The following is a 24,605-nucleotide window of genomic DNA, read 5'->3' as shown; positions in this document are numbered from 1 at the left end:
CCCACACCAGAGGATCTGCAAAGGAGCACCTGACATGACCAGCGACACCCGTACCATCCACGCGCCACGCGGCGCGGAGCGCACCGCGAAGAGCTGGGGCGCCGAGGCGGCCAAGCGCATGCTCATGAACAACCTCGACCCCGAGGTCGCCGAGCACCCCGAAGACCTCGTCGTCTACGGCGGCACGGGGCGGGCGGCCCGGTCCTGGCAGGCGTACGACGCGATCGTGCGCACCCTCGACGAGCTCGAGCCCGACGAGACCCTGCTCGTGCAGTCGGGCAAGCCGGTGGGTGTCTTCCGCACGCACGAATGGGCTCCGCGCGTGCTCATCGCCAACTCGAATCTCGTCGGCGACTGGGCGACCTGGCCCGAGTTCCGCCGCCTCGAAGAGCTCGGTCTCACGATGTACGGCCAGATGACGGCCGGGTCGTGGATCTACATCGGCACGCAGGGGATCCTGCAGGGCACGTACGAGACCTTCGCCGCCGTGGCCCGCTCGCTCGGTCGCGACGACCTTGCGGGAACCCTCACGCTCACCGGCGGCGCGGGCGGCATGGGCGGGGCGCAGCCGCTCGCCGTCACGATGAACGGGGGAACGGTGCTCATCGTCGACGTCGACGAATCACGCCTCGCGCGTCGCGTCGCGCACGGCTACCTCGACGAGTACACGACCGATCTCGATGCGGCCGTCGCGCGGGTGAGCGCCGCGAAGGCCGCGGGTGAGGCGCGGAGCGTCGGCGTCGTCGGCAACGCCGCTGAGGTCTTTCCCGAACTCCTGCGCCGCCAGCGGGCGGGCGAGGTCGAGGTCGACATCGTCACCGACCAGACGAGCGCGCACGACCCGCTCGCGTATCTGCCGGTCGGGGTGTCGGTCGACGAGTGGAAGGATGCCGCGGCATCCGACCCCACCGCCTTCACCGCGCGGGCGCGCGCCGCGATGGCCGCGCACGTCGAGGCGATGGTCGGCTTCATGGATGCCGGGGCCGCCGTCTTCGACTACGGCAACTCGATCCGGCGTGAGGCCGAGCTCGGCGGCTACGACCGCGCGTTCGCGTTCCCCGGGTTCGTGCCGGCCTACATCCGGCCGCTGTTCGCGGAGGGGCGCGGGCCGTTCCGGTGGGTGGCGCTGTCGGGAGACCCCGACGACATCACGAAGACCGACCGCGCGGTGGCGGAACTGTTCCCGAACGACGCGCCGCTGCGCCGCTGGCTCGAGAAGGCGGGCGAGACGGTGCACTTCGAGGGTCTGCCGGCGCGCATCTGCTGGCTCGGCTACAAGGAGCGCCACCTCGCGGGGCTGCGCTTCAACGAGATGGTCGCCTCGGGCGAGCTGAAAGGCCCGATCGTGATCGGCCGCGATCACCTCGATGCGGGATCGGTCGCGAGCCCGTACCGCGAGACCGAGGCGATGGCCGACGGCTCCGACGCGATCGCCGACTGGCCGCTGCTGAACGCGCTGCTGAACACGGCGTCAGGAGCGTCGTGGGTGTCGATCCACCACGGCGGGGGCGTCGGCATCGGTCGCTCGATCCACGCGGGCCAGGTCACGGTCGCCGACGGCACGCCGCTCGCCGCCGAGAAGATCGAGCGCGTGCTCACGAACGATCCGGGCACGGGGGTCATGCGCCACGTCGACGCCGGCTACGCGCGCGCCCGCGAGGTCGCGCGCGAGCGCGGACTGCAGGTGCCGATGATGGATGCCACACCGTGACCGATCTGCTCATCACCGGCATCGGCGAGCTCACGACGAACGCCGTGGGCCTCGGCGACGACGTGGCCGACCCGACCGGCCTCATCCGCGACGCCGCCCTGCTCGTCCGCGGCGGCCGCGTCGCCTGGGCCGGCCGCGCGGCGGATGCCCCCGCCGCCCTCGCCGACGCCCCCGCCAGACACCGGTCGGGCGCCGAGACACCGGCGATGGACCGGAGTCTCGGCGCACAGGCGGTGTCTCGCGGCGAGGTGCGCGTCGTGGATGCCGGGGGGCGCGCCGTCGTGCCGGGGTTCGTTGACAGTCATACGCACCTCGTGTTCGGCGGCGACCGGGCCGACGAGTTCGAGGCGAGGATGGCCGGGGTTGCGTATGCCGCGGGCGGCATCCGTCGCACGGTCGCCGCGACGCGGGCTGCGAGCGACGACGAGCTGCGTGCCCGACTCGGCCGGCTGACCGCCGAGCTGCACGCGCAGGGCACGACGACGTTCGAGATCAAGACGGGCTATGACCTCACGGTGGACGGCGAAGCGCGGCTCGCGCGCCTCGCCGCCGAGGCCACGGGCGAGGTGACGTTCCTCGGTGCGCACGTCGTTCCCGCCGAGTACGTCGACGACCGCGAGGCCTACCTCGATCTCGTGACCGGACCGATGCTCGACGCCGTGCGCCCGCACGCGCGCTGGATCGACGTCTTCTGCGAGACGGGCGCCTTCACGCCCGCCGAGTCCGAACGCGTGCTCCGTGCCGGAATCGTGGCGGGCCTCCGCCCCCGCGTGCACGGCAACCAGCTCGGCGAGGGGGAGGGCGTGCGCCTCGCGGTCGCCCTCGGCGCGGCATCCGTCGACCACTGCACCTACCTCAGCGACGCCGACGTCGCCGCGCTCGCCGGCAGCGACACCGTCGCGACGCTGCTGCCGGGGGTCGAGTTCTCGACGCGGCATCCGTACCCCGACGCCCGCCGCCTGCTCGACGCGGGGGTCACCGTCGCCCTCGCGAGCGACTGCAACCCCGGCACGAGCTTCACCTCGTCGATGCCGCTCATGATCGCCCTCGCCGTGCGCGAGATGGGCATGACCATCGCCGAAGCGGTGTGGGCCGCGACGGCCGGCGGGGCACGGGCGCTCGAGCGCTCCGACGTCGGCCACCTCGGCGCGGGCGCGCGGGCCGATCTCGTGATCCTCGACGCGCCGACGCGCACGCACCTCGCTTATCGCCCGGGTGTGCCGCTCGTGCACGAGGCCTACCGCGGGGGCGTGCCGCTGCGCTGAACCGGGCCCCGCGCGCGAGACGAGCCCTCGAGATCAGGGAGTGTCGAAGCTCCACTCGTCGGGGTCGACGGCGGTCGCGACATCCCAGTCAGGGGTCTCCCAGCGGAAGGTCGCGACGGCGCACGTCGTCATGTGCCCGATGCCGCCGCCCGAGAGTCGCTCGGCGAGCACCGTCATTCCGGGGTCGTGCGCGACCACCATCACGGCGTCGACGCCGCGCGCGGCGGCTGCCGCCAGCAGGGCCGAGGCGGGCGCACCGTAGAGGCCGGGGTCGAGCTCGGGTTCGAGCCCGAGCGCTGCGCCGAAGAAGCCCGCCGTCGTGCGGGCGCGCAGCGCCGTCGACGACAGCAGCGCGTCGAGGCGCAGCCCGGTCTGGGCGAGGCGCGCAGCCGAGGCCGGTGCGTCGCGCATGCCGCGGGCGTTCAGGGGGCGGTCGTGGTCGTCGAGCGAGGGGCTGCCCCAATCACTCTTGGCGTGGCGGACGAGAACGAGCGTGGTCATCGAGACCCCTTTCGGGCGTGGAGCCCCGCGAGCAGTTCGAGCACGCACAGCGCGGCGAGGCGCACCGTCCGCCCGTCGGGGGCATCGGCCGTCGCGTCGACCTCGACGATGTCGGCGCTCCGCACCCGCGGGTCGGTGGCGAGGGCACGCACGAGCGCGCGCAGCTCCCACGCCTGCAGGCCGCCCGGCACCGACGCGGGGCAGCCGGGGGCGACGGCCCGGTCGCAGATGTCGACGTCGATATCGACATGGATGCCTGCCGCAGCGCCGGGCGCCGCGCCGCCGGCGATCTCGACGGCTTCGGCCACGACGTCGTCGACGGGGCGACGGCGCAACTCGTCGAGAGTGATCACCCGGATGCCGAGGTCGGCCGCGCGCCGCGCGTAGGCGGCCGAGTTCGCGAAGTCGGCGACACCGAGCTGCACGACACGCCTCGGGTCGAGGCCGCCGTCGACGAGCCGCCGCACGGGCGAGCCGTTCGACACGCCGTCGCGCAGATCGAAGTGCGCGTCGAGGGTGATGAGCCCGCCGGCGCCCGCGCCCTGCGCGGAGGCATACGTCACGGAGTTGTCGCCGCCGAGCACGACGACGAGGTCGGGTGCCGCGGTCAGCGCACCGACACGTGCGCGCAGCCGTTCTTCGCCGTCGGGCCCGTCCGGGTCGGCCACGTCGCCCGCATCGGCGACGCACAGCACCTCGGAGAGGTCGACCGGGGGAGGACCGATGAGTGTCGGGCTGTAGCGGCGCAGCGCTTCACGAACGGCGGCCGGGGTCGCGTCGGCGCCGGTCGGTGACAGCGACGTGCGATGTGCGGGGGCGCCGAGCACCACGGCATCCGTCCGGTCGCCTTCTGCCGGCGCCGACCACCCACCGGCGCGCGGCCAGAGCGGATCGTGCGAGAGCGCGCTCATCCGACGTATACCCACGCCTCGCGGCCGCTCGCGAGCGGTACCCGCACGCGACGGTACAGCGAGACCTCGTACTCGTCCGCGGCATCCAACTCGTCGCTCGTGATGTGCACGACCGTGCCGACGACGGTGTCGATCGCGTTGCCGGTGCGGCGAAGGATCGGATGCACCGACAGCCCCGACACTTCGGCGACGCGGGCGTCGTCGATCTCGGCGTAGTCGATCGTGTACCCGCGGAGGGCGTCGCGCTCACCGGCGAGCAGGCGCCCGAACGTGTCGAGCTGCACCTCGGCGTCTTGCAGCGAGCCGTAGGTGAACAGCAGCTGATCGCCGGGCTGGTCGCTCACGTTTCCACGGTACTCCGCGGGCTGCGGCGGGGCGAGGATTACGTCACGCACGAGCTATGGGTCGGTGTCGGATCACCCCAGCGAGGCCGCCGCGACCACGGCCTGCGCGACCGCATAGATCGCGAGGCCGGCGAGGGCACCCACGATCGTGCCGTTGAGGCGGATGTACTGCAGATCGCGACCCACCATGAGCTCGATCTTCTCGGTGGTCTCGGCCGGGTCCCACTTCTCGACGGTGTCGGTGATGATCGAGGCGATGTCGTGACGGTAGCGGTCGACGAGGAACACCGCCGCATCGGCGACGCGCGTGTCGACGCGCTCCTGCAGGGCCGTGTCGGTGGCGAGCCGGTCACCCACCTCGATGAGCGCCGCGCTCATGCGGCGTCGCAGTGCGCTCTCGGGGTCGGCGAGGCTCCGCAGCAGTCCGGCCTTGGCGGTGTTCCACGCCTCGGCGGCGAGCTCGCGCACCCGCGGGCTGTCGAACACGGCACTCTTGGCCTCTTCGAGCCGGGCGATCGTCGCCGGGTCGTGCTGCAGGTTCTCGGACAAGCGCGTCAGGTAGCGGTCGATCGCGTGCCGGGCGGGGTGCTCGGGGTCGGCCTGCACCGCCGCGGCGAACTTCACCGCCTCGTGATAGACCGTGTCGTCGACGAGCCGCATCGCGACCGAGGGCACCCACGAGGGCAGTCGGCGCGAGACGAGACCCGTGAACGAGTCGCGGTTGGCCTGCAGCCAGGTCGAGATGCTGTCGACGGCGAGGTCGACGGCGCCGTGGTGCGCCCCGGCATCCACGACGCGCTCGAGCCAGCCGCCGAGCGTGGGCGCCCATTCCGGGTCGAGCAGGTGCTCACGGGCGAGGTCTCCGATGAGGTCCTGCACCTCGTCGTCGCTCAGGGCATTGAGGATGCCGGTGGCCATCGCCGATGCCTCGCGCGCGACGAGCTCGGCGTTGTCGGGGCGGCGCAGCCACGTGCCCGCCGTCGCGGCGATCTTCGTCGATTCGAGCTTCGAGCGCACGACCGAGCCCTCGAGGAAGTTCGTCTCGATGAACTCGCCGAGGCTCCGCCCGATCTCGTCTTTACGCTTCGGGATGATCGCGGTGTGCGGGATCGGGATGCCGAGGGGGTGGCGGAACAGCGCCGTCACGGCGAACCAGTCGGCGAGGGCACCCACCATGCCGCCCTCCGCCGCCGCGCGCACGTAGCCGAGCCACGGGTAGCGGTCTTGCAGGGCGAAGGCGATGACGAACACGATCGCCATGAACACCAGCGCCCCGAGGGCCACACCCTTCATGAACCGGAGCGACCGTCGCCGCTCCTGGTCGGCGGGGCTGAGGAGTTCGGTGGGAGTGCGGGCCATGCGGCAAGTTTCGCACGCGGGTTTCGCGCAGTGGGCCGCGCCGCCGCGGCGGCGTATTCTCAAGGCGTGATCGACGACATCAAGAAGCGTGCCCTGCACCGCACGAGCATTCTCGAAGGTCAGGTGCGCGGGCTTGCGAAGATGATCGAGAACGAGGACTACTGCATGGACATCATCGCCCAGTCCCGCGCGGTGCAGAAGGCACTGGCATCCCTCGACAAGCTCCTCATCGAGAACCACCTGCGCACCCACGTCGCGCACATGTTCGCCGAGGGCGGCGCCGAGCGCGAGCAGGCCGTCGCCGAACTGCTGAAGGCGTACGACCTCGAGGCGCGCTGACCTCGGCATCCGTCGCGTGTGCTGTGCTTTGTGGGTGGTGTCGCCGCCGCAACTGCAAGGGTTCGTGCGCGACACGCCGGGTGGATGCCCGTGTGCCCGGCGTGTCCGTCACGATCCCTTGCAGTTCGGGCACTCGGCGTCGGGCGCGCGCATCCTCGAGCCAGAATCAGCATTCGACCGATGCCGGGTCACGCCGGGGCGGGCTGGGGCGGGGTTGGGCCGGGACAGCGCGCGCGGCAGAAACCTGCGCGCGCTGCGCATTCTTCGACAGCGCCGGCAGGTTTCGACAGCGCGCACAGGGATCGACAGCGCGTGCGAAAGGGTCGCTCAGTCCGCGACGGAGCGCCCTCAGCCCGAGACGGGCCCGAGCCAGGCGGCGGCGACGGTCGAGTGGGCCGACTCGGGGTCGGAGGGGTGGAACATGCCGGCGAGCACGTCGCGGTAGAGCCGGCTCAGCTCGCTGCGGGTGAAGTAGCTCGACCCTCCCGCGACGAGCATGGCCTCGTCGACGATCTGCTTCGCGGCGACGACGGCGCGGTGCTTGAGGCCCGACAGCTTCGCGAACCAGAGCGCACCGTGATCCGCTGCCGCGTCGACGTCGACGGCGAGCGACGCGACCTGGGGGAGCAGCGCGTCGTAGGCGAGGGCCATCTCGGCGATGCGCCAGCGGATGTCGGGGTCGTCGCTGTACGCGAGCCCTGTCTTCTTCGACGTTCGCCCCTTCGCGGTCTCGACGGCGAGGTCGAGCGCGCGCCGCGCGATACCGGTGTAGACGGATGCCAAGAGGATCTCGAACACGCTGAAGATGCCGAACACGATCGGGTCGGGGTTCGGCCCGGGTGCGAGGCGCCGCACGACCCGATCGGCGGGCGCGACGGCGCCGTGCAGCTCGGTCGTGCGCGATTGGGTGCCGCGCATGCCGACCGTGTCCCAGTCATCGCGGGTGACGACGGCGCCCGTCCGCGGCACGAACGCGTAGACCATCTGCGGGGCGTCGGGCGAGGTCGTGTCGAGTCCGTGCAGGCCGAGCTGGGTCCACACCGGCGCGAGCGACGTGAAGATCTTCGTACCGGTGAACGAGTACGAGCCGTCGGCCTGCGGCTCGGCCACCGTGTCGCTGCCGAAGAGCACGAGGTCGTTGCCCGCCTCGCTGATGCCGAACGCGAACACCTCGCCGGCGGCGGCACCGGTCTGCACGAACTCGAGTCCCGGAATGCCGCGGTCGCTGAACGCCTTCGCCACGCCCGTCCAGACGAGATGCATGTTGATCGCGAGCGCCGTCGCCGGGGCGGCCTGCGCGAGCCGCTGCTGCAGCACGGATGCCTCGGCGAGCCCGAGCCCCGCGCCGCCGCGCTCGCGCGGCACGAGGATCGCGAGGTACCCGGCATCCGTCAGCTCGGCGAGGTCTTCGTCGGGAAAGCGGTTCTCGGCATCGACGGCTGCTGCGCGCGAGCGGATGCGCTCCAGGAGGTCGTCGGGCAGGTAGGCGGCGGGGTCGAAAGCACTCACCTCTCCATCCTGGCCCGCGCGCCGCGCACCCGGGGCAGGATGGACGCATGATCTCGACCGATCTGGCCCTGGCGCTGCGCGATGCGGGGCTCAGCTGGTACCCCGCCTCGGGTGACCGCTTCCAGCTCGACGAACCCGAGTTCGAGGCCGACGTCTTCACGGTGAGCGAAATGACGATCGAACCGCGCCGGTACTCCACCGGCACGATCCTCGCCTTCAACGGCACGACGGAGTGGGCGCTTGACTCGGTCGCCCTCGACGATGCGCTGTGGCTGCCGCGCGAAGACCAGCTGCGCGAGCTCTTGCGCGGCGCGTTCCGTTCGCTCGCGCGCCTCGCCGATACCTACCGCGTCGAGATCGTGTTCGCGGGGGAGGCGGCGTCGTTCGAACACCCGCAGCCCGAGGATGCCTACGCGCTCGCGCTGCTGCACGTGCTCCGCCGCATCGCCTGACGCCCCTCGCCCCGCGGTGGTCGGGCCGCGACGGCACTAGACGGGATCAGTCCGGGTCAGCCGAGCGCGGCGGCGAGGTGACGCATCGTGTCGTCGGGCAGGTCGCGGTGCGGCGAATGCGCGGCACCGGTGACGACCGACATCGACACGACGGGGTTCTGCCGCACCTCGTCGGCGAGCGCGCCGGTGAAGATCGAGTAGACGGCCGGGTCGCTCGCGATGATGTGCGTCGGCACCGTCAGCCGCGCCGCGTCGGCGCGCACGTCCCACGGCATGTTCTGCGAGCTCGTCTGCTCGACCGCCCACCTGCTCGCCTGCTGCGCCGACAGCGCCTTCAGCTCGCTGTCGTTCGGGTGCCAGGTGGGGTGCTCGGCGCGCACCGCGGCCTCGGACGTGTCGGCGAACGAGCGTTCCTGGCTGTTCCGCACAACCTGTCGATCGTGGTCGGCGAGGTGGATCGCCGGGTCGACGAGCACCAGGCGCCGACTCCACGCGGGCACCGCCGCGCTCGCGCTGGTGGTGGCGGCGCCGCCGAGCGAGTGCCCGATCACGAGGTCCCACGGTTCGCCGTCGGGGGCCGCGGTGTGCACGAGATCGGCCGCGTACGCGGCGATCGAGTAGTCGGTCGCCCGCGGCGCTGTGCCGTGGCCGCGCAGGTCGACGGCGGTGGCGTGCCACCCGGCATCCGCGAGCCACGTGCCGTACCGCCACATCAGCGCGCCGTTCGAACCGAGGCCGTGCACGAGCAGGGCGTGTTTCGTCGCGTGCGGGTCGCCCCACGACAGTCGGGGGAGGGTGAGCGGCGTCGGCATGGGGCCAGGATATCGAGCCGTCAGGTGATGATCGGCACCGGCTCGGTGTCGGGGATCGGGCTCGCGTCGCGGCCGCGCAGGTCGGGGAAGCCGCGCACGAACGCGACCGAGACGAGCGCGCCGACCATCGCGAAGCCCGCCGCCGCGGCGTAGGCGCCCGCCGGGCCGACCCCGTCGATGAGAAAACCGGCGACGGCCGAGCCGAGCGCCGCACCGATCAGCTGGCCGGTGCCGATCCAGCCGTACGCTTCGGCGGTTTCGCTGAACTTGACGGATGCCGAGGTCATCGCGAACATCACCGCGAGGGCGGGCGCGACACCCACGCCGGCGACGATGAGGCACGCGCCCACCCACCACGGGGTCTGCGGGGAGAGGTCGCCGACGAAGAGGGTCGCGAGCACGAGACCGACCGCGACGACGGTGAGGCGGCGCGCCATCGCCCACGGGCCGATCGGGATGTGTCCGAAGGCGAGGCCACCGGCGAGACTGCCGACCGAGAAGACCGCCAGCACGAGGCCCGCCTCGAGGCCGCCGTGACCGAACGTGGCGACGACGCCCGCCTCGACCGCCGAGCAGGCACCGATCAGCAGGAAGCCGATGACGGTGGCCAGCACCACGACGGGCTTTCCCAGCACCCGGCCGAAGCCGCGGCGGCTGCGCGGAATGCGCACTCGGCCGACTTCGGGGGAGAGGATGAACCACGTGCCGCCGCCCACGAGGAAGACGACGATCAGCAGCAGCGCCGGCACAGTGCCCACCTGCGTGGCGACGAGGGTGATGACGACGGGCGCGAGGATCCAGATGATCTCCTGCAGGCTCGCGTCGAGCGAGAAGAGTGCGGTCAACTGGCGCGCGTTGACGATCTTCGGGTAGATCGTGCGCACGGCCGATTGCACGGGCGGCGTCGACAGCCCCGCGATGAGGCCGCAAACCATGTAGCCGACGACGCCCATCGGCACGAGCGCCATCACGAGGATCGCGGCCGCGCAGACGGCGGTGGTGAGGGTGAGCACGCGCCGCATGCCCCAGATGCCCATCCACCGGCTCGTCACCGGCCCGGCGATGGCCTGGCCGATCGAGGCGGCCGCGAGCACGAGGCCCGCCGCGCCGTACGACCCGGTCTGCTGCTCGACGTGCAGCAGGATGGCGAGGCTCGTCATCCCGTTCGGGAAGCGCGCCGTCAACTGTGCGGCGATGATGCGCGCGACCCCGTGGGTGCGCAGGAGTTCCCGATATCCCGCCACCTGACAACGGTATCAACCGCGCGGTGGGGCGCGCCGCAGGCATCCGCCGGGCATACCGCGACACGCCCGCGACACGCCGGAGCGCGGTTTCCACAGCCGAACCGATGTCGGTGGCCCTCGTTAGCGTCGCATCTGTGGACGGATGCCCGCCGAGCGGGCGAAAGGCGCGTGATTCAGGCCTTTTCCGGGTGTCGAGAACGCGGCGGATCTGTGGATGAAACGGTGGACAAGATGTGTTGTACCTGGGGAGAGCGGTGAAAAACTACACGGATGTAACTACTACCCCTTGTGGTGCTTCCGAGTGTCGGCACCCATATGTAGTATTGGACTCCCGGCGAAGGACTGCCGGAGTCCTGGGCGGGAAGCCCGGGGAACTGGGCGAGATTTGAGGGGAGACAAGGATCGATATGGCGATCACGGTTTACACGAAGCCGTCGTGCGTGCAGTGCAACGCGACGTACCGGGCACTGGACTCGAAGGGCATCGACTACGAGGTTCTCGACCTCTCCGAAGACCCCGCGGCGCTCGAGCACGTGAAGTCGCTCGGCTACCTGCAGGCGCCGGTCGTCGTCACCGACGAAGACCACTGGTCGGGCTTCCGTCCCGACAAGATCGACGAGCTCGCCTCGCGGCTGGCGTGAGCTGAGATGAGCGCGGTCGCCACGAGCGCGCCGCTGCTCGTCTACTTCTCCAGCACATCGGGCAACACGGCGCGCTTCATCGAGAAGCTCGGCCTGCCGGCGATGCGCATCCCGTTGCTGGCGGCCGACCCCGCGATCGTGGTCGACGAGCCGTTCGTGCTCGTCACCCCGACCTACGGGGGCGGCCAGGGGCGCGGCGTCGAGAAGGGCGCCGTCCCCAAACAAGTGATCCGCTTTCTCAACGACGAGAAGCACCGATCCCTCATCCGCGGGGTCATCTCTGCGGGCAACACCAACTTCGGCGAACACTTCTGCGTCGCCGGCGACATCATCAGCCGCAAGTGCACCGTGCCGCACTTGTATCGGCTCGAACTTTTCGGCACGCCTGAAGACGTCGCCCGTGTGAGCGACGGATTGGAACGATGGTGGACACAGCAGTGACCGAGGCGACCTTCAAAATCGATACGCGATTCGACGGGCTGGACTACACCGCCCTGAACGCCATGCTGAACCTGTACGGCGACGACGGGCAGATCCAGTTCGACGCCGACAAGCGTGCCGCGCGGGAGTACTTCCTGCAGCACGTCAACCAGAACACCGTCTTCTTCCACTCGCTCAAGGAGCGCCTCGACTACCTGGTCGAGAAGGAGTACTACGAGGGCGCGGTGCTCGAGAAGTACCCGTTCGAGTTCATCCAGCGCCTCAACGACCGCGCGTACGCGGCGAAGTTCCGTTTCGAGACGTTCCTCGGCGCGTTCAAGTACTACACGAGCTACACGCTGAAGACGTTCGACGGCAAGCGCTACCTCGAGCGCTTCGAAGACCGCGTCGTGATGACGGCGCTCGGCCTCGCCGACGGCGACCAGCGCCTCGCCGAGCAGCTCGTCGATGAGATCATCTCGGGCCGCTTCCAGCCCGCGACGCCGACGTTCCTCAACACCGGCAAGGCGCAGCGCGGCGAGCTCGTCAGCTGCTTCCTGCTGCGCATCGAAGACAACATGGAGTCGATCGCCCGCGGCATCAACTCGGCGCTGCAGCTCAGCAAGCGCGGCGGCGGCGTGGCCCTGCTGCTGTCGAACATCCGCGAGGCGGGTGCTCCGATCAAGCAGATCGAGAACCAGTCCTCGGGCATCATCCCCGTCATGAAGCTGCTCGAAGACAGCTTCAGCTACGCCAACCAGCTCGGCGCGCGCCAGGGCGCGGGCGCGGTGTACCTGTCGGCGCACCACCCCGACATCCTGCGCTTCCTCGACACCAAGCGTGAGAACGCCGACGAGAAGATCCGCATCAAGACGCTGTCGCTCGGTGTCGTCATCCCCGACATCACGTTCGAGCTCGCCCGGGGCGGCGAAGACATGTACCTCTTCTCGCCGTACGACGTCGAGAAGGTCTACGGGGTTCCCTTCGGTGACATCTCGGTCACCGAGAAGTACCGCGAGATGGTCGACGACGCGCGCATCAAGAAGACGAAGATCAACGCGCGCGAGTTCTTCCAGACCCTCGCCGAGATCCAGTTCGAGTCGGGCTACCCGTACATCATGTTCGAAGACACGGTGAACAAGGCCAACCCGATCAAGGGCCGCATCAACATGTCGAACCTGTGCAGCGAGATCCTGCAGGTGAACACGCCGACGACGTACAACGAAGACCTGTCGTACGACCAGATCGGCAAGGACATCTCGTGCAACCTCGGGTCGATGAACATCGCCCTGGCGATGGACGGCAAAGACCTCGCCGGCACCGTCGAGACCTCGATCCGCGGGCTCACCGCGGTCAGCGAGCAGAGCCACATCGCCTCGGTGCGCTCGATCGAAGACGGCAACGACCGGTCGCACGCCATCGGCCTCGGGCAGATGAACCTGCACGGGTACCTGGCGCGCGAGCACGTGCACTACGGCTCCGAAGAGGGCATCGACTTCACGAACATCTACTTCTACACGGTGCTCTTCCACGCGCTGCGCGCCTCGAACCGGCTCGCGATCGAGCGCGGCGCTGCCTTCGACGGTTTCGAAGACTCGACGTACGCGTCGGGGGAGTTCTTCGACAAGTACACGGATGCCGCGTGGCAGCCCGAGACCGAGAAGGTGAAAGAGCTCTTCGCGGGAATCCACATTCCCACGCAGGAGGACTGGCGCGAGCTCAAGGCATCCATCCAGCAGCACGGCATCTACAACCAGAACCTGCAGGCGGTGCCTCCGACCGGCTCGATCTCGTACATCAACAACTCGACGTCGTCGATCCACCCGATCGCGTCGAAGATCGAGATCCGCAAAGAGGGCAAGATCGGCCGCGTCTACTACCCGGCGCCGTTCATGACGAACGACAACCTCGAGTACTACGAAGACGCGTACGAGATCGGCTACGAGAAGGTCATCGACACCTACGCCGCGGCGACGCAGCACGTCGACCAGGGCCTGTCGCTGACGCTGTTCTTCAAAGACACCGCCACGACCCGCGACATCAACAAGGCGCAGATCTACGCGTGGCGCAAGGGCATCAAGACGATCTACTACATTCGCCTGCGGCAGATGGCGCTCGAGGGCACCCAGCTCGACCAGTGCGTCAGCTGCATGCTGTGACCGGCGTTCGATCCAAGGACTGAAGAACATGACTCCCGAACCGCTCAAGCTCGTCGACCACGTGCAGGCGATCAACTGGAACCGTATTCAAGACGACAAAGACCTCGAGGTCTGGAACCGTCTGGTGAACAACTTCTGGCTGCCCGAGAAGGTGCCGCTCAGTAACGACGTGCAGTCGTGGGCGACGCTGACCCCCGAAGAGCAGACCACGACGATGCGCGTGTTCACCGGGCTGACGCTTCTCGACACGATTCAGGGCACCGTAGGCGCGGTCTCGCTCATTCCCGACGCGATCACCCCGCACGAAGAGGCGGTGTACACGAACATCGCGTTCATGGAATCGGTGCACGCGAAGAGCTACTCGTCGATCTTCTCGACTCTCGCCTCGACGCCCGAGATCGATGACGCGTTCCGCTGGTCGGTCGAGAACCCGAACCTGCAGAAGAAGGCGCACATCGTCATGGATTACTACCGTGGCGACGAACCCCTCAAGCGCAAGGTCGCCTCGACCCTGCTCGAGTCGTTCCTCTTCTATTCGGGGTTCTACCTGCCGCTGCACTGGTCGTCGAAGGCGAAGCTGACGAACACGGCCGACATCATCCGCCTCATCATCCGCGACGAGGCCGTGCACGGCTACTACATCGGCTACAAGTTCCAGAAGGGTCTCGAAAAGTTTTCGCAGCCCGAGCGCGACGAGCTGAAGGACTACACGTTCTCGCTGCTCTACGAGCTCTACGACAACGAGGTGCAGTACACGCAAGACCTCTACGACGGCATCGGTCTGACCGAAGACGTCAAGAAGTTCCTGCACTACAACGCGAACAAGGCGCTCATGAACCTCGGCTACGAGGCGATGTTCCCCTCGACCGTCACGAACGTGAACCCCGCGATCCTGTCGGCGCTCTCTCCGAACGCCGACGAGAACCACGACTTCTTCAGCGGCTCGGGCTCGTCGTACGTCATCGGCAAGGCCGTCGCGACCGAAGACGACGACTGGGACTTCTAAGAAACCCCGGAAACACGCGGGAGAACGGCCCGGACACCCAGGAGACAGCCTCCGAAGAGTCGCTCGCAACGAGCGTTCGTCGGGGGCTCTCCGGTCGTTCCTCAGCCCGTCGCGCACTCAGGCCTGCGGCACAAGCTGCTGCAGCGTCCAGGTGTTGCCGTCGGGGTGGGCGAACGTCACGAAGCGGCCCCAGCTCTGCTCGTCGACACCTTCCGCCTCGACTCCGACCTCTCGCAGCTGTGCGAGCGCCGCGTCGGCGTCGGGGATCACGACCTGGATCGCGTCGAGCGACCCGGCCGGCACGTCGTCGCGAAGCCCGGTGCCGATCGCGATCGAGCATGCCGACCCGGGAGGGGTGAGTTGCACGAACCGCAGACCGGGGTACGGCGTCGAGTCGTGATCGGCGTGGAAGCCTATCCGTGTGTAGAACTCCTTGGCCCGGTCGACATCGCTGACCGGGACGAAGATGAGCTCGATCTTCCAATCCATCGCATCCGCCTTTCGCTCGTGCGGCAACGATATGTCGAGGCTCCGACAACGCAGCACTCGGAACCCGGATAGCTTCAGATAGACTGAAGGCATGTTCCGTTCCCCCGTCACGCTCTTCCGCGCGCTCGCGGTCGCCGAGGTCGTCTCGTGGACCCTCCTGATCGCCGGCCTCATCGTCCGCGCCGCGACCGGCTGGGCGCCCGCCGTCACGATCGGCGGCGGCATCCACGGGTTCGTCTTCCTCTCGTACGGCGCCACCGTCGTGCTCGTCGCGCTCAACAACCGGTGGCGCGTCGGCGCCACCGTGCTCGCCCTCCTCAGCGCGATCGTGCCCTACGCGACGGTCCCCGCCGAGCGCTGGGCACACCGGCGCGGACTGCTCGACGGGGAGTGGCGGACATCGCCGGATGCCTCGGCGCCGGATGCACGCTGGTACGACCGGCCGCTCGCCTGGTTCCTGCGCCACCCATGGGTGCTGTTCGGGGGACTTCTCGTCGTGGTGGTGGCCCTGTACGCCGTGCTCCTTCTCATCGGCCCTCCCGGCGGGACCCGCTGAGCAGGCCGCAGTCACTGACGCGGGGCGCCGTGCCCGGCCGTCCGCCGGAGTGCAATCACGGTACGGCGCTCCACTCCGCTCGGCGCCCCCTCGATAGCATGTGCCTATGAATCAGGAAGCCCTGCGGAATCAGGAACCCCTCCGCAGCCAGGACGCCCCCCGCTTCAGCCCCGTGATCGCGCTGCTCGCGGTCTCGGCGATGTGGGAGGGCCAGCTGTCGGCGATCCTGAAAGACCTCGGCATCACGACCCGCAAGTTCGGCCTGCTCGGGCACATCTATGCAGAGCCCGGCATCTCGTTCTCAGAGCTCGCCCGTCGCTCGCACATCACGGTGCAGTCGGCGCACACGGCCGTGCGCACCCTCGTCGACGAGGGGCTCGTCGAGGATGCCACGGCGCATGCAGGAGCCGCGAGCGACCTGCACGTCACGCCGAAGGGTGCGCACGTGCTGCAGGCCGCCCGCGACCGCCTCTTCGAACTCGACGGGGCACTCGCCCAGCGTCTGCCGAACGTGGCCGCCTCGCTCGACGGAATCCGTGCCGGGATCGTCTGACCCGTGCGCACTCTCCGCACGCTGACCCGCTGGGCGCTCGCCGCTCTCCTCGCCGCTGCAGGCGTCGCCCATCTGGCGACGCTCCGCCGGGGCTTCCGGATCGTCGTCCCGGACTGGGCGACGCGCCTGCTGCGCACCGACAAGGACACGGTCGTCGTCGTCTCGGGCGTCGTCGAGATCGTCCTCGCGGCGGCCCTCGTCGCCCTGCCCCGCGAGCGCGGGCGGATCGGCGCCGCCGTCGCGGCGTTCTTCGTCGCGGTCTTCCCCGGCAACGTGCACCAGTGGCGCACCGGGGCCTCCGCCCCCGGCCTCGACACCGACGCGCGCCGCTTCGGGCGACTGTTCCTGCAACCGGTGCTCGTCGCGTGGGCGCTCTGGTCGACGCGCGAGCGGTGACCCGCGCGCCCGTCAGCGCACCCGTCAGCGCCGCGTCGAGACGGTGACCGTGAACCGCGGGTCGCGGGCCACCTGGCGGGTCGGTCCGACGAGGCGTTCGAGCGCGCCGCGATAGCCGAGCGGTGAGTTCCAGACGCACCACAGTTCACCAACCGGACGCAGCACGCGGGCGGCGTCCGCGAACAGGTGCGGGGCGATGCGGCCCGTGACGGCGGCGCCGGAGTGGAACGGGGGATTGAGCGTGATGAGGGATGCCGAGGCATCCGCCCGTCCCTCGAGCGCGTCGGCGCGCACGACGTGCACCCGGTCCGCGACGCCGGTCGCCGTCATGGTCGCTCGCGCCGACAGGGCCGCGACGGCGGACTGATCGCACGACCACACGTGCGCTTCGGGATGACGCCGTGCGAGCCAGGCGCCGATCACACCGTTGCCGCACGCGAGGTCGAGCCACGGATCGCCGACGCTGCCGCCCGGAAGCCTTTCGGGCAGCTGCGCGAGCAGGAGCCGTGTGCCGGCGTCGAGCCGCGCGCCGCCGAACGTGCCCGCGAAGCCGCGCACGTCGACGCCGTCCACGTGCGCGGCGTCCGCCTGCGGATCGCGGCCGTCGTGCGGGCCGCTCGCGACGAGGACTCGCGACTTCTGCCGGGCGTGGGTGACATCCACGCGCGTGAAAAATTCGCCGAGCACGGCGGTCATCGCGATGCTCATGTGCTTGATGCGGCCGCCGGCGTAGACGACGACGTCGGGGGCGGCGTGTGCGGCGATGAGCCCCGCGATGTCGCGGAGCGCGTCGAGAGAGCGCGGCAGGCGCAGCAGCACGACGCGAGCGCCCCGCACCGTCGCGCCGCCCAGAGTCTCGTGCACGGCGATCCGGTCCGACAGTCCGACCCGTGCCGCGTTCGCCACGATCGCCCGCTCACCGCTCAGGGCGTCCTGATGCACCCGCACGCCGAGGCCGCCGTCCCACGCGCTGGCCAGGGCGAGCGCACCGTAGGAGTCGCCGATCGCGACGAGCTCACCGTCGCCGCAACGGCCTCGTGCCGAAGCTGACTCGTCCAAGATCAGCCGGTCGGCGGCATCGACCGCGACAAGGCCCGGCCCCTCGACGTCCGGTGTGCGCCGCAGCGCGTCGAACGGGAAGCTCACCGGCTGCCCGGGCGCGCGGACGCGCCGTCGGCCGCGGCATCCTCGTCCCACGCCGACTCCGCATAGCGGAGGCGAGCGTCGGCGGGCACGCACTCGTCGCCGATGCGGATGCCGGGGGCGATGAGACCCGCCGCGCGCAGCTGGGTCAGCCGCTTGACCGCGCGGCGGCGCAGCTCCCACGGGTCGATCGTGTTGACGTGGATCTTCGTGCCGCCCTCGAACCCCGCCGGATTCGAGATGCGCCACTTCAGCACGACGCGCCACGGCATCGGCCACGGGGCGCCCGGGGGCCGATAGTGCCATTCCTCGTTCGTCGGGACGAGGGGGCCCGTCGCGGCATGCAGGGCGTGCAGCAGGTCGGAGACGGCGCGCACCCCGGCATCCGTGTGCGCCTGCGGCAGGTTCGCCTCGGAGGTCGAGTACACCTCGAACGCGGGGTAGCGGTGGCCGATGCCGGCGAACGCCACGGCGCCGTCGGTCGCCGCGACCAGCAGTCGCTCAGACACGGCGAGATCCGCGATCTCGCGCTGGTACAGGTCGCGTTCGTGCGAGAGCAGACGCAGCTCGTGATCGACCTGCGGGCCGTGCTCGTCGATCGCGACCAGCTGCTTGTGCAGGTGCTCGAACGACGCCCCGGCCGGGCGCAGCCAGTTCTGGAACACTGCGACGTATGCCGCGTTCGGCTGGGCGGCCTGGATCTCGGCGAGGGAGCGCACCGTGAACGCGATGTACGCGGCGTGTTCGTCGGGGGTCAGCGTTCCCGCCGAGGCGAGCTCGTCGTCGGTCGTGGCGCCGTCGACGACGTGCCGGCGGGCGACGATCACATCGTGCGACCCTCCGAGCAGGTCGAGCGCCGCCTCTTCGAGGGAGACGTCGTCGTCCGTGGCCGCGGCACGGATCGCCGCGAGCGTCTCGATGTGCGCCTTGCCCTCGGGCGTCGAGAGGTACTCCTGCGCCCATTCGACGACCCACGACGGCTGACGGAACCCATGGTTCTCGCGCCAGTACTCCGCGGACACGATCTCGAACAGATTGCCGAAACGCCGGAACTCGGCGACGGTGTCGAACAGTTCGGCGGCGGGCACGTGACGCAGTTCGAGGTGATCGGCGCCGACGAGGCGCGTCTTCTCGGGGGTCGTCTCGAGGTAGCGCGCGCTGCAGAAGGCGCACAGGCGGTCCGATTCGCCGGGCGCGAGCGTGCGGGTCGCCTCGCGGGGGGTGGCGATGGGGCGGTTCGCGCGGCCGGGCACCGTCCAGACGCGCGTCCCCGTGAGCGGGCCGACCTGCTTCACCGTGCCGTCGGGCAGGCGGCGGATCGGGGATGCTGCACCGGTGCTCACGCGCCCCAGCCTACCGGGCGGTCCCGGCGCCGCCCGGGCGGCACCCCGGCACGGGTCGAATCGTAGAGAGGGGTGCCCGGGGCGCCACTCGGAACGGCGGGTGCCTGCCAGCCCGCCGCGAGGCGCGCGTGTCAAGGGGGCGCGGGCGGCGTCGCCGCGCGGCAGGATGGCGCCTATGAAGACGTTCGCGCGCTGGCTGCTGGCCGGCGGAATGGTGTTCGCCGGGCTCAGCCACCTGTTCTGGGCGCGCAAGGACTTCCAGGCCCAGGTGCCCGAGTTCGTCACCGACGTGCTGCCGATCGACAAGGACGGCGTCGTCATGGCGTCGGGCGCGGTCGAGATCATGCTGGGCGCGGCGCTCGTGGTGCTGCCGAAGGAGCGACGGCGCATCGGCGCCATCCTCGCGGCGTTCTTCGTCGCGGTCTTCCCGGGCAACATCGCGCAGGCCGCCGGGCAGCGAGCGGCGTTCGGGCTCGACAGCGACCGCGCGCGCATCGCGCGCCTCTTCTTCCAGCCGGTCCTCGTCGCCTGGGCGCTCTGGTCGACGCGCGACTGAACGGCTCGCGCCCCGAACGACGGCGAGGGATGGATGCCAGGTGGCATCCATCCCTCGCTCTGCGAACACTGCTGTGTCAGCGCCGCGTCGGCACCTTCACCGCGCCCGTCTCGGCGGCCACCCGCTCGCGGTCGACACGGTCGATCTCGCGCAGCGAGATGCCCTTCGTCTCGCGCATCGAGAACACCGCGACGAGGGTGATCGCGGCGGCGATCAGAAGGTAGACCGCGATGCCAACCCAGGATCCTGTCTCGGACAGGATCGTGGTGGCGATGATCGGGGCGAGCGAGCCCGCGATGATCGACGTGACCTGGTAGCCGAACGAGACGCCCGAGTAGCGCATGCGGGTCGGGAACATCTCCGACATGATCGCCGGCTGCGGCGCGTACATGAACGAGTGGATGACGAGGCCCAGGCAGATCGCGAGCACGATGATGACGGGGTCTTTCGTGTTGAACATGGGGAAGGCCACGAAGCCCCATGCGGCGGCGGCGATCGCTCCGACGCCGTAGACGGGCTTGCGCCCGATGCGGTCGCTGAGGCGCCCGACGAGGGGGATCACGATCATGTGCACGACGTGCGCGATGGCGATCATGCCGAGCACCTCGCCGGTGTTCATCTCGAGGTATTTCTGCAGGTACACGATCGAGAACGTCACCACGAGGTAGTACATGATGTTCTCGGCGAAGCGCAGGCCCATCGCGGTGAGGATGCCGCGGGGGTAGCGCTTGAGCACCTCGAACACGCCATAGCTGACCTCGTCTTTGGCCTCGACCTCTTTCTGCACCTCGAGGAAGATCGGCGCATCGGTGATCTTGGTGCGGATGTAGTAGCCGACCGCGACGATCACGACCGACAGCCAGAACGCGACGCGCCAGCCCCACGCGAGGAAGTCGTCGTTCGAGAGGGTGCGGCTGAGCACGAGCAGCACGATCGTCGCGATGAGGTTTCCGATCGGCACCGCCGCCTGGGGGAACGACGACCAGAACCCGCGGCTCTTGTCGGGGGAGTGCTCGGCGACCAGCAGTACGCCGCCGCCCCACTCGCCGCCGACGGCGAAGCCCTGCGCGAAGCGCAGCAGCACGAGGAGGATCGGGGCGAGGTAGCCCACCTGCTGGAAGGTCGGCAGGCAGCCCATCAGGAACGTCGCGACACCGACGAGGATGATGGCGACCTGGAGCAGCTTCTTGCGGCCGTACTTGTCGCCGAAGTGGCCGAAGACGATGCCGCCGAGGGGGCGGGCGACGAACCCGACCGCGTAGGTGATGAACGCGGCGATGATGCCGGCGTAGGGGTCGTCGGACGGCGGGAACATGAGCGAGCCGAAGACAAGGGTCGCGGCGGTGGCGTAGAGGAAGAACTCGTACCATTCGACGATGGTTCCCGCCATCGATGCGGTGACGACCTTGCGAAGACCCGATGTCTTCGCCGGCGCGTCGGGGGACGTGACGTCAGCCATGCGCTGATACCTCCTTGTAGAGCGCGGACGGCACCGATGAGGTGCCGGTCAGCGACGCTACCTGAGAGGCGGTTCAGGTACAAGGGCCAGTTCTGCACACGAGATGTGCATCACTGCACGGGAAATCAGCTTCGGGCGCGCTCCGCTGTGTGCAGACGCACGCGCACGATGTTCGTCGACTCATCGATGTCGGCGACGTCGGGGTGGGCTTTCACGAAATCCGAGAAGGAGCGGTGCCCGAGCGCCTTCTCGCTGAACGACGGGTCCATGCGCTTGAGCAGGTTCTTCACCGCCGACAGGTGCACCCACTCGTCGTCGGTGCGCTCCCGCTCGAGGATCAGCGCACGGCGCAGCAGCTCGGCCTCGGGGGCCGGGTGCGGCTCGTCGGACTTCTTGCGGCGGCGCGAGCCGGTCGTGGTCACGGTGGCCGTGGCATCCGTCTTCTTCTGTGCCGCGGCGGGCGGTACGACCCCCGGCAGCGAGTCGTACGAGTCGAACTGGTCGCACGCCGCGGCGAGCGACTTGGCGGTCGAGCCGGCCACTCCGACGCCCACGACGAACCGGCCGAGACGCTTGCAGCGCTGCGCGAGAGGCACGTAGTCGCTGTCGCCCGCGACGATCACGACGTGCGTCAGATCGGGCAGGCGGAACATGTCTTCGACGGTGTCGACGGCGAGGCGGATGTCGGCGCCGTTCTTGGCGTAGGCCGCGGCGGGGAACAGCTGCACGAGGTCGACGGCGCGCGCGACCAGTTGCGAGCGGTAGAAGGCGTTCACCGGCGATGACCAGTCGGCGTAGGCGCGCGTGAGCACGAGCGTGCCGAACGAGGCCGCGTAGTCGATGATCGCGCCCACGTCGATCGTGGCGTCTTTGAGCTTCTGCGCGATCTCGGGCGCATCGGGGTTGGCGATGATCTTCTGCCGGTCGGCGGAGTAGGAGTTACGACCGTGCACACGGTCGTACCAGCTCATCACGATGTTGTCGAAGTCGAGGTAGACCGCGACGCGGGGGTTCTGGGGGTCGGGCATGTCAGCGCTCTTTCGGGTAGGTCACGCCCAGCTGGGCGCGGATGTCGTCGAGGGTGGCCATGATCGCGATCGATTCGTCGAACGGCAGCAGGCCGCTGTCGGTGCGGCCCTCGCGGATCAGGTGCTCGGCGTAGAGCGCCTCGAACTGCATGCCCCGGCCGTCGACCTCGCTCGTGTATTCCTCGATCACGGTGCCGTCGTACGCGATGACGCGGAACGACGTGGGCGTGTACCAGACGCGGTCGATGTCGATGCGCGCCTCGGTGCCCACGAGGTGCGCCGTGTTCGGGCCCGCCGCGCGGGAGCTCACCGCGAGCGACGAGACGGCGCCGCCGGCGTGCTCCGCGGCGATGGCGACCTCGGTGTCGGCGCCGGTCTCGGCCAGGCGTCCCACCGCGCGCGCCGTGGCGATCGGCCCGAGGATGTCGACCGCGAACGAGACCGGGTAGATGCCGAGGTCGAGCAGCGCTCCGCCGCCGAGTTCGAGCGCGTTGAGCCGGTGGCTCGGATCGCTGGGGAGGCGCTGGGTGTGGTCGGCCGAGACGATCCGCACCTCGCCGAGCGTGCCCGCGGCGACGATCTCGCGGATGCGCACCATGTGCGGCAGATACCGCGTCCACATCGCCTCCATGACGAGCAGGCCCCGCGCGGCGGCGAGGTCGCGGAGCGCGCGCGCCTCGTCGGCGTCGAGGGTGACCGCCTTCTCGATGAGCACGTGCTTGCCCGCTTCGAGGGCGAGCGTCGCGTGTTCGAGGTGGTGGCTGTGCGGGGATGCCACGTAGACGATGTCGACGTCGGGGTCGGCGACGAGCTCGTCGTACGAGCCGTGCGCGTGCGGGATGTCGTACTGCTCGGCGAAGGCGCGCGCTGCCTCGATGCGGCGCGACCCGACGGCGGCGACGTCGAGGCCGGCGGTGCGGAGATCGGCGGTGAAGGCGTGTGCGATCCCGCCCGTCGCGAGGATGCCCCAGCGGATGTCGGTCATGCGTCGAGCCTAGCCGCCGCACCTTCGCGGTCGCCGGGGGCGGATCGCCCGCGGGGCTAGGCTCGTGGGGTGACTCCGACCGACGACGCCGCGATCGCCCGCTTTCGCGAACTGCTGCAGATTCCGACCGTCTCCCGCACCGACGAGTCCGAGATCGACTGGCAGCCGTTCGACGACTTCCTCGCCGCGCTCGTCAGGCTCTACCCGCACACCCACGAAACGCTCGAGCGCGAGGTCGTCGACGGGCATTCGCTGCTCTACCGGTGGCCCGGGGCACAGGCATCCGACCCGCTCGTGCTCATGGCGCACCTCGACGTCGTGCCGGTCGTCGACGAGGAGTGGGATCACCCTCCGTTCGCCGCCGAGATCGTCGGCGAGGGCGCTGACGCGGCGATCCACGCCCGCGGCGCGATCGACGACAAGGGGGCGCTCGTCGCCATTCTCGAAGCCGTCGAGCAGCTCGTCGCGGAGGGCTTCGCGCCCGCACACGACGTGTACCTGTCGTTCGGTCACAACGAGGAGACGGCGGGCGAGGGAGCCCAGGCGATCGTCGCGCTGCTGACCGAGCGGGGCGTGCGCCCGGGGCTCGTCATCGACGAGGGCGGCGCCGTCGTCGATGGGGCCGTGCCCGGAGTGACCGTGCCGACGGCGATGATCGGGGTGGCCGAGCGCGGCGTCATGACCGTGCTCCTCACCGCGCGCGAGACCGGCGGGCACGCCTCGACACCGCCGGCGATGCCCGCGACGGCGCGGCTCGCGCGGGCGATCGACCGGCTGCACAGGCATCCGTTCCCCACCCGCATCGCGCCGCCCGTGCGCGCCATGTTCGCCACCCTCGCCCCGCACACCCCGCAGCCGCTGCGCTGGGTCTTCGGTCACCTCGGTCTCACCGGTCCCGTGCTCGCCGCCGTGCTGCCGCGTCTGGGCGCCGAGACCAACGCGATGGTGCGCACCACGGCCGTCGCGACCGAGCTGTCGGGGGCGCCGGGTGAGAACGTGCTCGCGACGACGGCCCGCGCCTCGGTGAACATCCGCCTGCTGACCGGTGACACCGTCGCGGGGGCCGCCGAGCGGGTGCGCCGTGTGATCGCCGACCCCGAGATGCAGATCGAGGTGCGGCACGGCTCAGACCCCTCGCCGGTGTCGCCGTGGCGCGGCGAGCCGTGGCGGCGCATCGCCGGCGCCGTGCGCGACGCGCTGGGCGACGAGATCGTGACGACCCCCTACATCCAGCTGGGCGCGAGCGACAGCCGGTGGTTCACGGCGATCAGCGGGCACGTGTACCGCTTCACCCCGTTCCACCTCACGCGCGAAGAGCGTGACGGGCTGCACTCGCACAACGAGCGCATCCGCGTCGACGTGTGGCTGCGCGGCATCGGCTTCTACCGGGCGCTGGTTTCGGCGAGCTGACCGGGGGATGCCCG

26 protein-coding genes are annotated in these 24,605 nt (G+C 70.0%); 13 read left to right on the top strand and 13 right to left on the bottom strand.

Annotation, left to right across the window (positions count from 1 at the left end; translation table 11 throughout):
* Nucleotides 1-34 precede the first annotated feature (34 nt).
* Entirely contained in the window at nt 35-1,711 is a 1,677-nt protein-coding gene (hutU, locus tag G3N18_RS05000; RefSeq protein ID WP_196383207.1) for a urocanate hydratase, read from the top strand.
* A complete protein-coding gene (hutI, locus tag G3N18_RS04995) occupies nt 1,708-2,976 on the top strand; it encodes an imidazolonepropionase (protein WP_196383206.1) in 1,269 nt (422 codons plus the stop codon). The genes hutU and hutI overlap by 4 nt, the downstream gene beginning before the upstream one ends.
* 33 nt (nt 2,977-3,009) lie before the next feature.
* Here hutI and G3N18_RS04990 read toward each other — a convergent pair whose 3' ends face one another.
* From G3N18_RS04990 to G3N18_RS04975, 4 genes are all read right to left on the bottom strand, one after another.
* Nucleotides 3,010-3,477: a SixA phosphatase family protein gene (locus tag G3N18_RS04990; protein ID WP_196383205.1), complete on the bottom strand. Its 468-nt coding sequence runs from the start codon at nt 3,475-3,477 to the stop codon at nt 3,010-3,012.
* Nucleotides 3,474-4,388 (bottom strand): arginase family protein, encoded by a 915-nt coding sequence (locus G3N18_RS04985; protein WP_196383204.1) that lies wholly within the window; start codon nt 4,386-4,388, stop codon nt 3,474-3,476. The genes G3N18_RS04990 and G3N18_RS04985 overlap by 4 nt, the downstream gene beginning before the upstream one ends.
* Nucleotides 4,385-4,732, bottom strand: coding sequence for a gamma-glutamylcyclotransferase (locus G3N18_RS04980; protein ID WP_196383203.1), 348 nt, complete (start codon nt 4,730-4,732; stop codon nt 4,385-4,387). Before G3N18_RS04980 ends, G3N18_RS04985 begins: the two co-directional genes overlap by 4 nt.
* 72 nt (nt 4,733-4,804) lie before the next feature.
* Nucleotides 4,805-6,091 carry a DUF445 domain-containing protein gene (locus G3N18_RS04975; protein WP_196383202.1) on the bottom strand — a complete coding sequence of 429 codons (1,287 nt, stop codon included), beginning with the start codon at nt 6,089-6,091 and terminating at the stop codon, nt 4,805-4,807.
* 66 nt (nt 6,092-6,157) lie between these two features.
* On the opposite strand from G3N18_RS04975, the gene G3N18_RS04970 reads away from it, so the two are divergent.
* Nucleotides 6,158-6,430 carry a metal-sensitive transcriptional regulator gene (locus G3N18_RS04970; protein WP_196383201.1) on the top strand — a complete coding sequence of 91 codons (273 nt, stop codon included), beginning with the start codon at nt 6,158-6,160 and terminating at the stop codon, nt 6,428-6,430.
* A gap of 348 nt (nt 6,431-6,778) precedes the next feature.
* On the opposite strand, the gene G3N18_RS04965 is transcribed toward G3N18_RS04970, so the two are convergent.
* Complete coding sequence (locus tag G3N18_RS04965; protein WP_196383200.1) at nt 6,779-7,939, bottom strand: acyl-CoA dehydrogenase family protein; 1,161 nt, start codon at nt 7,937-7,939, stop codon at nt 6,779-6,781.
* Nucleotides 7,940-7,986: 47 nt separating this feature from the next.
* On the opposite strand from G3N18_RS04965, the gene G3N18_RS04960 reads away from it, so the two are divergent.
* A complete protein-coding gene (locus G3N18_RS04960; protein ID WP_196383199.1) occupies nt 7,987-8,391 on the top strand; it encodes a pilus assembly protein CpaE in 405 nt (134 codons plus the stop codon).
* A 56-nt stretch (nt 8,392-8,447) separates the two neighbouring features.
* On the opposite strand, the gene G3N18_RS04955 is transcribed toward G3N18_RS04960, so the two are convergent.
* Both G3N18_RS04955 and G3N18_RS04950 read right to left on the bottom strand, forming a co-directional pair.
* A complete protein-coding gene (locus G3N18_RS04955) occupies nt 8,448-9,203 on the bottom strand; it encodes an alpha/beta fold hydrolase (protein WP_196383198.1) in 756 nt (251 codons plus the stop codon).
* A gap of 20 nt (nt 9,204-9,223) precedes the next feature.
* Entirely contained in the window at nt 9,224-10,447 is a 1,224-nt protein-coding gene (locus G3N18_RS04950) for an MFS transporter (protein WP_196383197.1), read from the bottom strand.
* 407 nt (nt 10,448-10,854) lie between these two features.
* On the opposite strand from G3N18_RS04950, the gene nrdH reads away from it, so the two are divergent.
* From nrdH to nrdF, 4 genes are read left to right on the top strand one after another with little or no spacing between them, the layout of a single operon-like run.
* A complete protein-coding gene (gene nrdH, locus G3N18_RS04945; protein ID WP_005052310.1) occupies nt 10,855-11,088 on the top strand; it encodes a glutaredoxin-like protein NrdH in 234 nt (77 codons plus the stop codon).
* A gap of 6 nt (nt 11,089-11,094) precedes the next feature.
* Entirely contained in the window at nt 11,095-11,529 is a 435-nt protein-coding gene (gene nrdI, locus G3N18_RS04940; RefSeq protein ID WP_196383196.1) for a class Ib ribonucleoside-diphosphate reductase assembly flavoprotein NrdI, read from the top strand.
* The gene (gene nrdE / locus G3N18_RS04935) at nt 11,511-13,667 is read left to right on the top strand and encodes a class 1b ribonucleoside-diphosphate reductase subunit alpha (RefSeq protein ID WP_196383195.1); all 2,157 of its coding nucleotides are present in this window, start codon (nt 11,511-11,513) and stop codon (nt 13,665-13,667) included. Before nrdI ends, nrdE begins: the two co-directional genes overlap by 19 nt.
* Before the next feature lie 28 nt (nt 13,668-13,695).
* Nucleotides 13,696-14,673 (top strand): class 1b ribonucleoside-diphosphate reductase subunit beta, encoded by a 978-nt coding sequence (gene nrdF, locus G3N18_RS04930; RefSeq protein WP_196383194.1) that lies wholly within the window; start codon nt 13,696-13,698, stop codon nt 14,671-14,673.
* 117 nt (nt 14,674-14,790) lie between these two features.
* Here nrdF and G3N18_RS04925 read toward each other — a convergent pair whose 3' ends face one another.
* Nucleotides 14,791-15,162 (bottom strand): VOC family protein, encoded by a 372-nt coding sequence (locus G3N18_RS04925; RefSeq protein WP_196383193.1) that lies wholly within the window; start codon nt 15,160-15,162, stop codon nt 14,791-14,793.
* A gap of 91 nt (nt 15,163-15,253) precedes the next feature.
* Between G3N18_RS04925 and G3N18_RS04920 the strand changes: the two genes are divergently transcribed.
* From G3N18_RS04920 to G3N18_RS04910, 3 genes are all read left to right on the top strand, one after another.
* Nucleotides 15,254-15,718, top strand: a complete 465-nt coding sequence (locus G3N18_RS04920; protein ID WP_196383192.1) for a DUF3817 domain-containing protein — start codon at nt 15,254-15,256, stop codon at nt 15,716-15,718.
* A 106-nt stretch (nt 15,719-15,824) separates the two neighbouring features.
* On the top strand, nt 15,825-16,271 hold the full coding sequence (locus G3N18_RS04915) for a MarR family winged helix-turn-helix transcriptional regulator (RefSeq protein ID WP_196383191.1): 447 nt from the start codon (nt 15,825-15,827) through the stop codon (nt 16,269-16,271).
* A 3-nt stretch (nt 16,272-16,274) separates the two neighbouring features.
* Complete coding sequence (locus tag G3N18_RS04910) at nt 16,275-16,667, top strand: DoxX family protein (RefSeq protein ID WP_196383190.1); 393 nt, start codon at nt 16,275-16,277, stop codon at nt 16,665-16,667.
* 24 nt (nt 16,668-16,691) lie between these two features.
* Here the strand turns inward: G3N18_RS04910 and G3N18_RS04905 are convergent, their stop codons facing one another.
* Together G3N18_RS04905 and G3N18_RS04900 are read right to left on the bottom strand one after the other, a co-directional pair.
* Entirely contained in the window at nt 16,692-17,813 is a 1,122-nt protein-coding gene (locus tag G3N18_RS04905; RefSeq protein ID WP_196383189.1) for a methyltransferase, read from the bottom strand.
* Entirely contained in the window at nt 17,810-19,153 is a 1,344-nt protein-coding gene (locus G3N18_RS04900; protein WP_196383188.1) for a DUF4921 family protein, read from the bottom strand. The genes G3N18_RS04905 and G3N18_RS04900 overlap by 4 nt, the downstream gene beginning before the upstream one ends.
* Before the next feature lie 175 nt (nt 19,154-19,328).
* On the opposite strand from G3N18_RS04900, the gene G3N18_RS04895 reads away from it, so the two are divergent.
* On the top strand, nt 19,329-19,709 hold the full coding sequence (locus G3N18_RS04895; RefSeq protein WP_196383187.1) for a DoxX family protein: 381 nt from the start codon (nt 19,329-19,331) through the stop codon (nt 19,707-19,709).
* Nucleotides 19,710-19,785: 76 nt separating this feature from the next.
* Here the strand turns inward: G3N18_RS04895 and G3N18_RS04890 are convergent, their stop codons facing one another.
* The 3 genes from G3N18_RS04890 to G3N18_RS04880 form a co-directional block, all read right to left on the bottom strand.
* Nucleotides 19,786-21,168, bottom strand: coding sequence for an MFS transporter (locus G3N18_RS04890; protein WP_196383186.1), 1,383 nt, complete (start codon nt 21,166-21,168; stop codon nt 19,786-19,788).
* 125 nt (nt 21,169-21,293) lie between these two features.
* The gene (locus G3N18_RS04885; protein ID WP_196383185.1) at nt 21,294-22,196 is read right to left on the bottom strand and encodes an NYN domain-containing protein; all 903 of its coding nucleotides are present in this window, start codon (nt 22,194-22,196) and stop codon (nt 21,294-21,296) included.
* Nucleotide 22,197: 1 nt separating this feature from the next.
* On the bottom strand, nt 22,198-23,181 hold the full coding sequence (locus tag G3N18_RS04880; RefSeq protein ID WP_196383184.1) for a Gfo/Idh/MocA family protein: 984 nt from the start codon (nt 23,179-23,181) through the stop codon (nt 22,198-22,200).
* A gap of 69 nt (nt 23,182-23,250) precedes the next feature.
* On the opposite strand from G3N18_RS04880, the gene G3N18_RS04875 reads away from it, so the two are divergent.
* The gene (locus tag G3N18_RS04875; RefSeq protein ID WP_196383183.1) at nt 23,251-24,591 is read left to right on the top strand and encodes a M20/M25/M40 family metallo-hydrolase; all 1,341 of its coding nucleotides are present in this window, start codon (nt 23,251-23,253) and stop codon (nt 24,589-24,591) included.
* Nucleotides 24,592-24,605 lie beyond the last annotated feature (14 nt).

This window comes from Microbacterium paulum (genome assembly GCF_015707995.1).
GTDB classification, from domain to species: domain Bacteria; phylum Actinomycetota; class Actinomycetes; order Actinomycetales; family Microbacteriaceae; genus Microbacterium; species Microbacterium paulum.
The sequence above is the reverse complement of the archived record's forward strand: the minus strand, read 5'-3'. Positions and strand labels throughout refer to the sequence as shown.

Bases quoted from the DNA above. Each gene is read 5' to 3' on its own strand.
- hutU (WP_196383207.1), top strand. From the start codon at position 35: ATGACCAGCGACACCCGTACCATCCACGCGCCACGCGGCGCGGAGCGC.
- G3N18_RS04990 (WP_196383205.1), bottom strand. From the start codon at position 3,477: ATGACCACGCTCGTTCTCGTCCGCCACGCCAAGAGTGATTGGGGCAGC.
- G3N18_RS04985 (WP_196383204.1), bottom strand. From the start codon at position 4,388: ATGAGCGCGCTCTCGCACGATCCGCTCTGGCCGCGCGCCGGTGGGTGG.
- G3N18_RS04975 (WP_196383202.1), bottom strand. From the start codon at position 6,091: ATGGCCCGCACTCCCACCGAACTCCTCAGCCCCGCCGACCAGGAGCGG.
- G3N18_RS04960 (WP_196383199.1), top strand. From the start codon at position 7,987: ATGATCTCGACCGATCTGGCCCTGGCGCTGCGCGATGCGGGGCTCAGC.
- G3N18_RS04955 (WP_196383198.1), bottom strand. From the start codon at position 9,203: ATGCCGACGCCGCTCACCCTCCCCCGACTGTCGTGGGGCGACCCGCAC.
- nrdH (WP_005052310.1), top strand. From the start codon at position 10,855: ATGGCGATCACGGTTTACACGAAGCCGTCGTGCGTGCAGTGCAACGCG.
- nrdI (WP_196383196.1), top strand. From the start codon at position 11,095: ATGAGCGCGGTCGCCACGAGCGCGCCGCTGCTCGTCTACTTCTCCAGC.
- nrdE (WP_196383195.1), top strand. From the start codon at position 11,511: ATGGTGGACACAGCAGTGACCGAGGCGACCTTCAAAATCGATACGCGA.
- nrdF (WP_196383194.1), top strand. From the start codon at position 13,696: ATGACTCCCGAACCGCTCAAGCTCGTCGACCACGTGCAGGCGATCAAC.
- G3N18_RS04925 (WP_196383193.1), bottom strand. From the start codon at position 15,162: ATGGATTGGAAGATCGAGCTCATCTTCGTCCCGGTCAGCGATGTCGAC.
- G3N18_RS04920 (WP_196383192.1), top strand. From the start codon at position 15,254: ATGTTCCGTTCCCCCGTCACGCTCTTCCGCGCGCTCGCGGTCGCCGAG.
- G3N18_RS04915 (WP_196383191.1), top strand. From the start codon at position 15,825: ATGAATCAGGAAGCCCTGCGGAATCAGGAACCCCTCCGCAGCCAGGAC.
- G3N18_RS04895 (WP_196383187.1), top strand. From the start codon at position 19,329: ATGAAGACGTTCGCGCGCTGGCTGCTGGCCGGCGGAATGGTGTTCGCC.
- G3N18_RS04890 (WP_196383186.1), bottom strand. From the start codon at position 21,168: ATGGCTGACGTCACGTCCCCCGACGCGCCGGCGAAGACATCGGGTCTT.
- G3N18_RS04885 (WP_196383185.1), bottom strand. From the start codon at position 22,196: ATGCCCGACCCCCAGAACCCCCGCGTCGCGGTCTACCTCGACTTCGAC.
- G3N18_RS04880 (WP_196383184.1), bottom strand. From the start codon at position 23,181: ATGACCGACATCCGCTGGGGCATCCTCGCGACGGGCGGGATCGCACAC.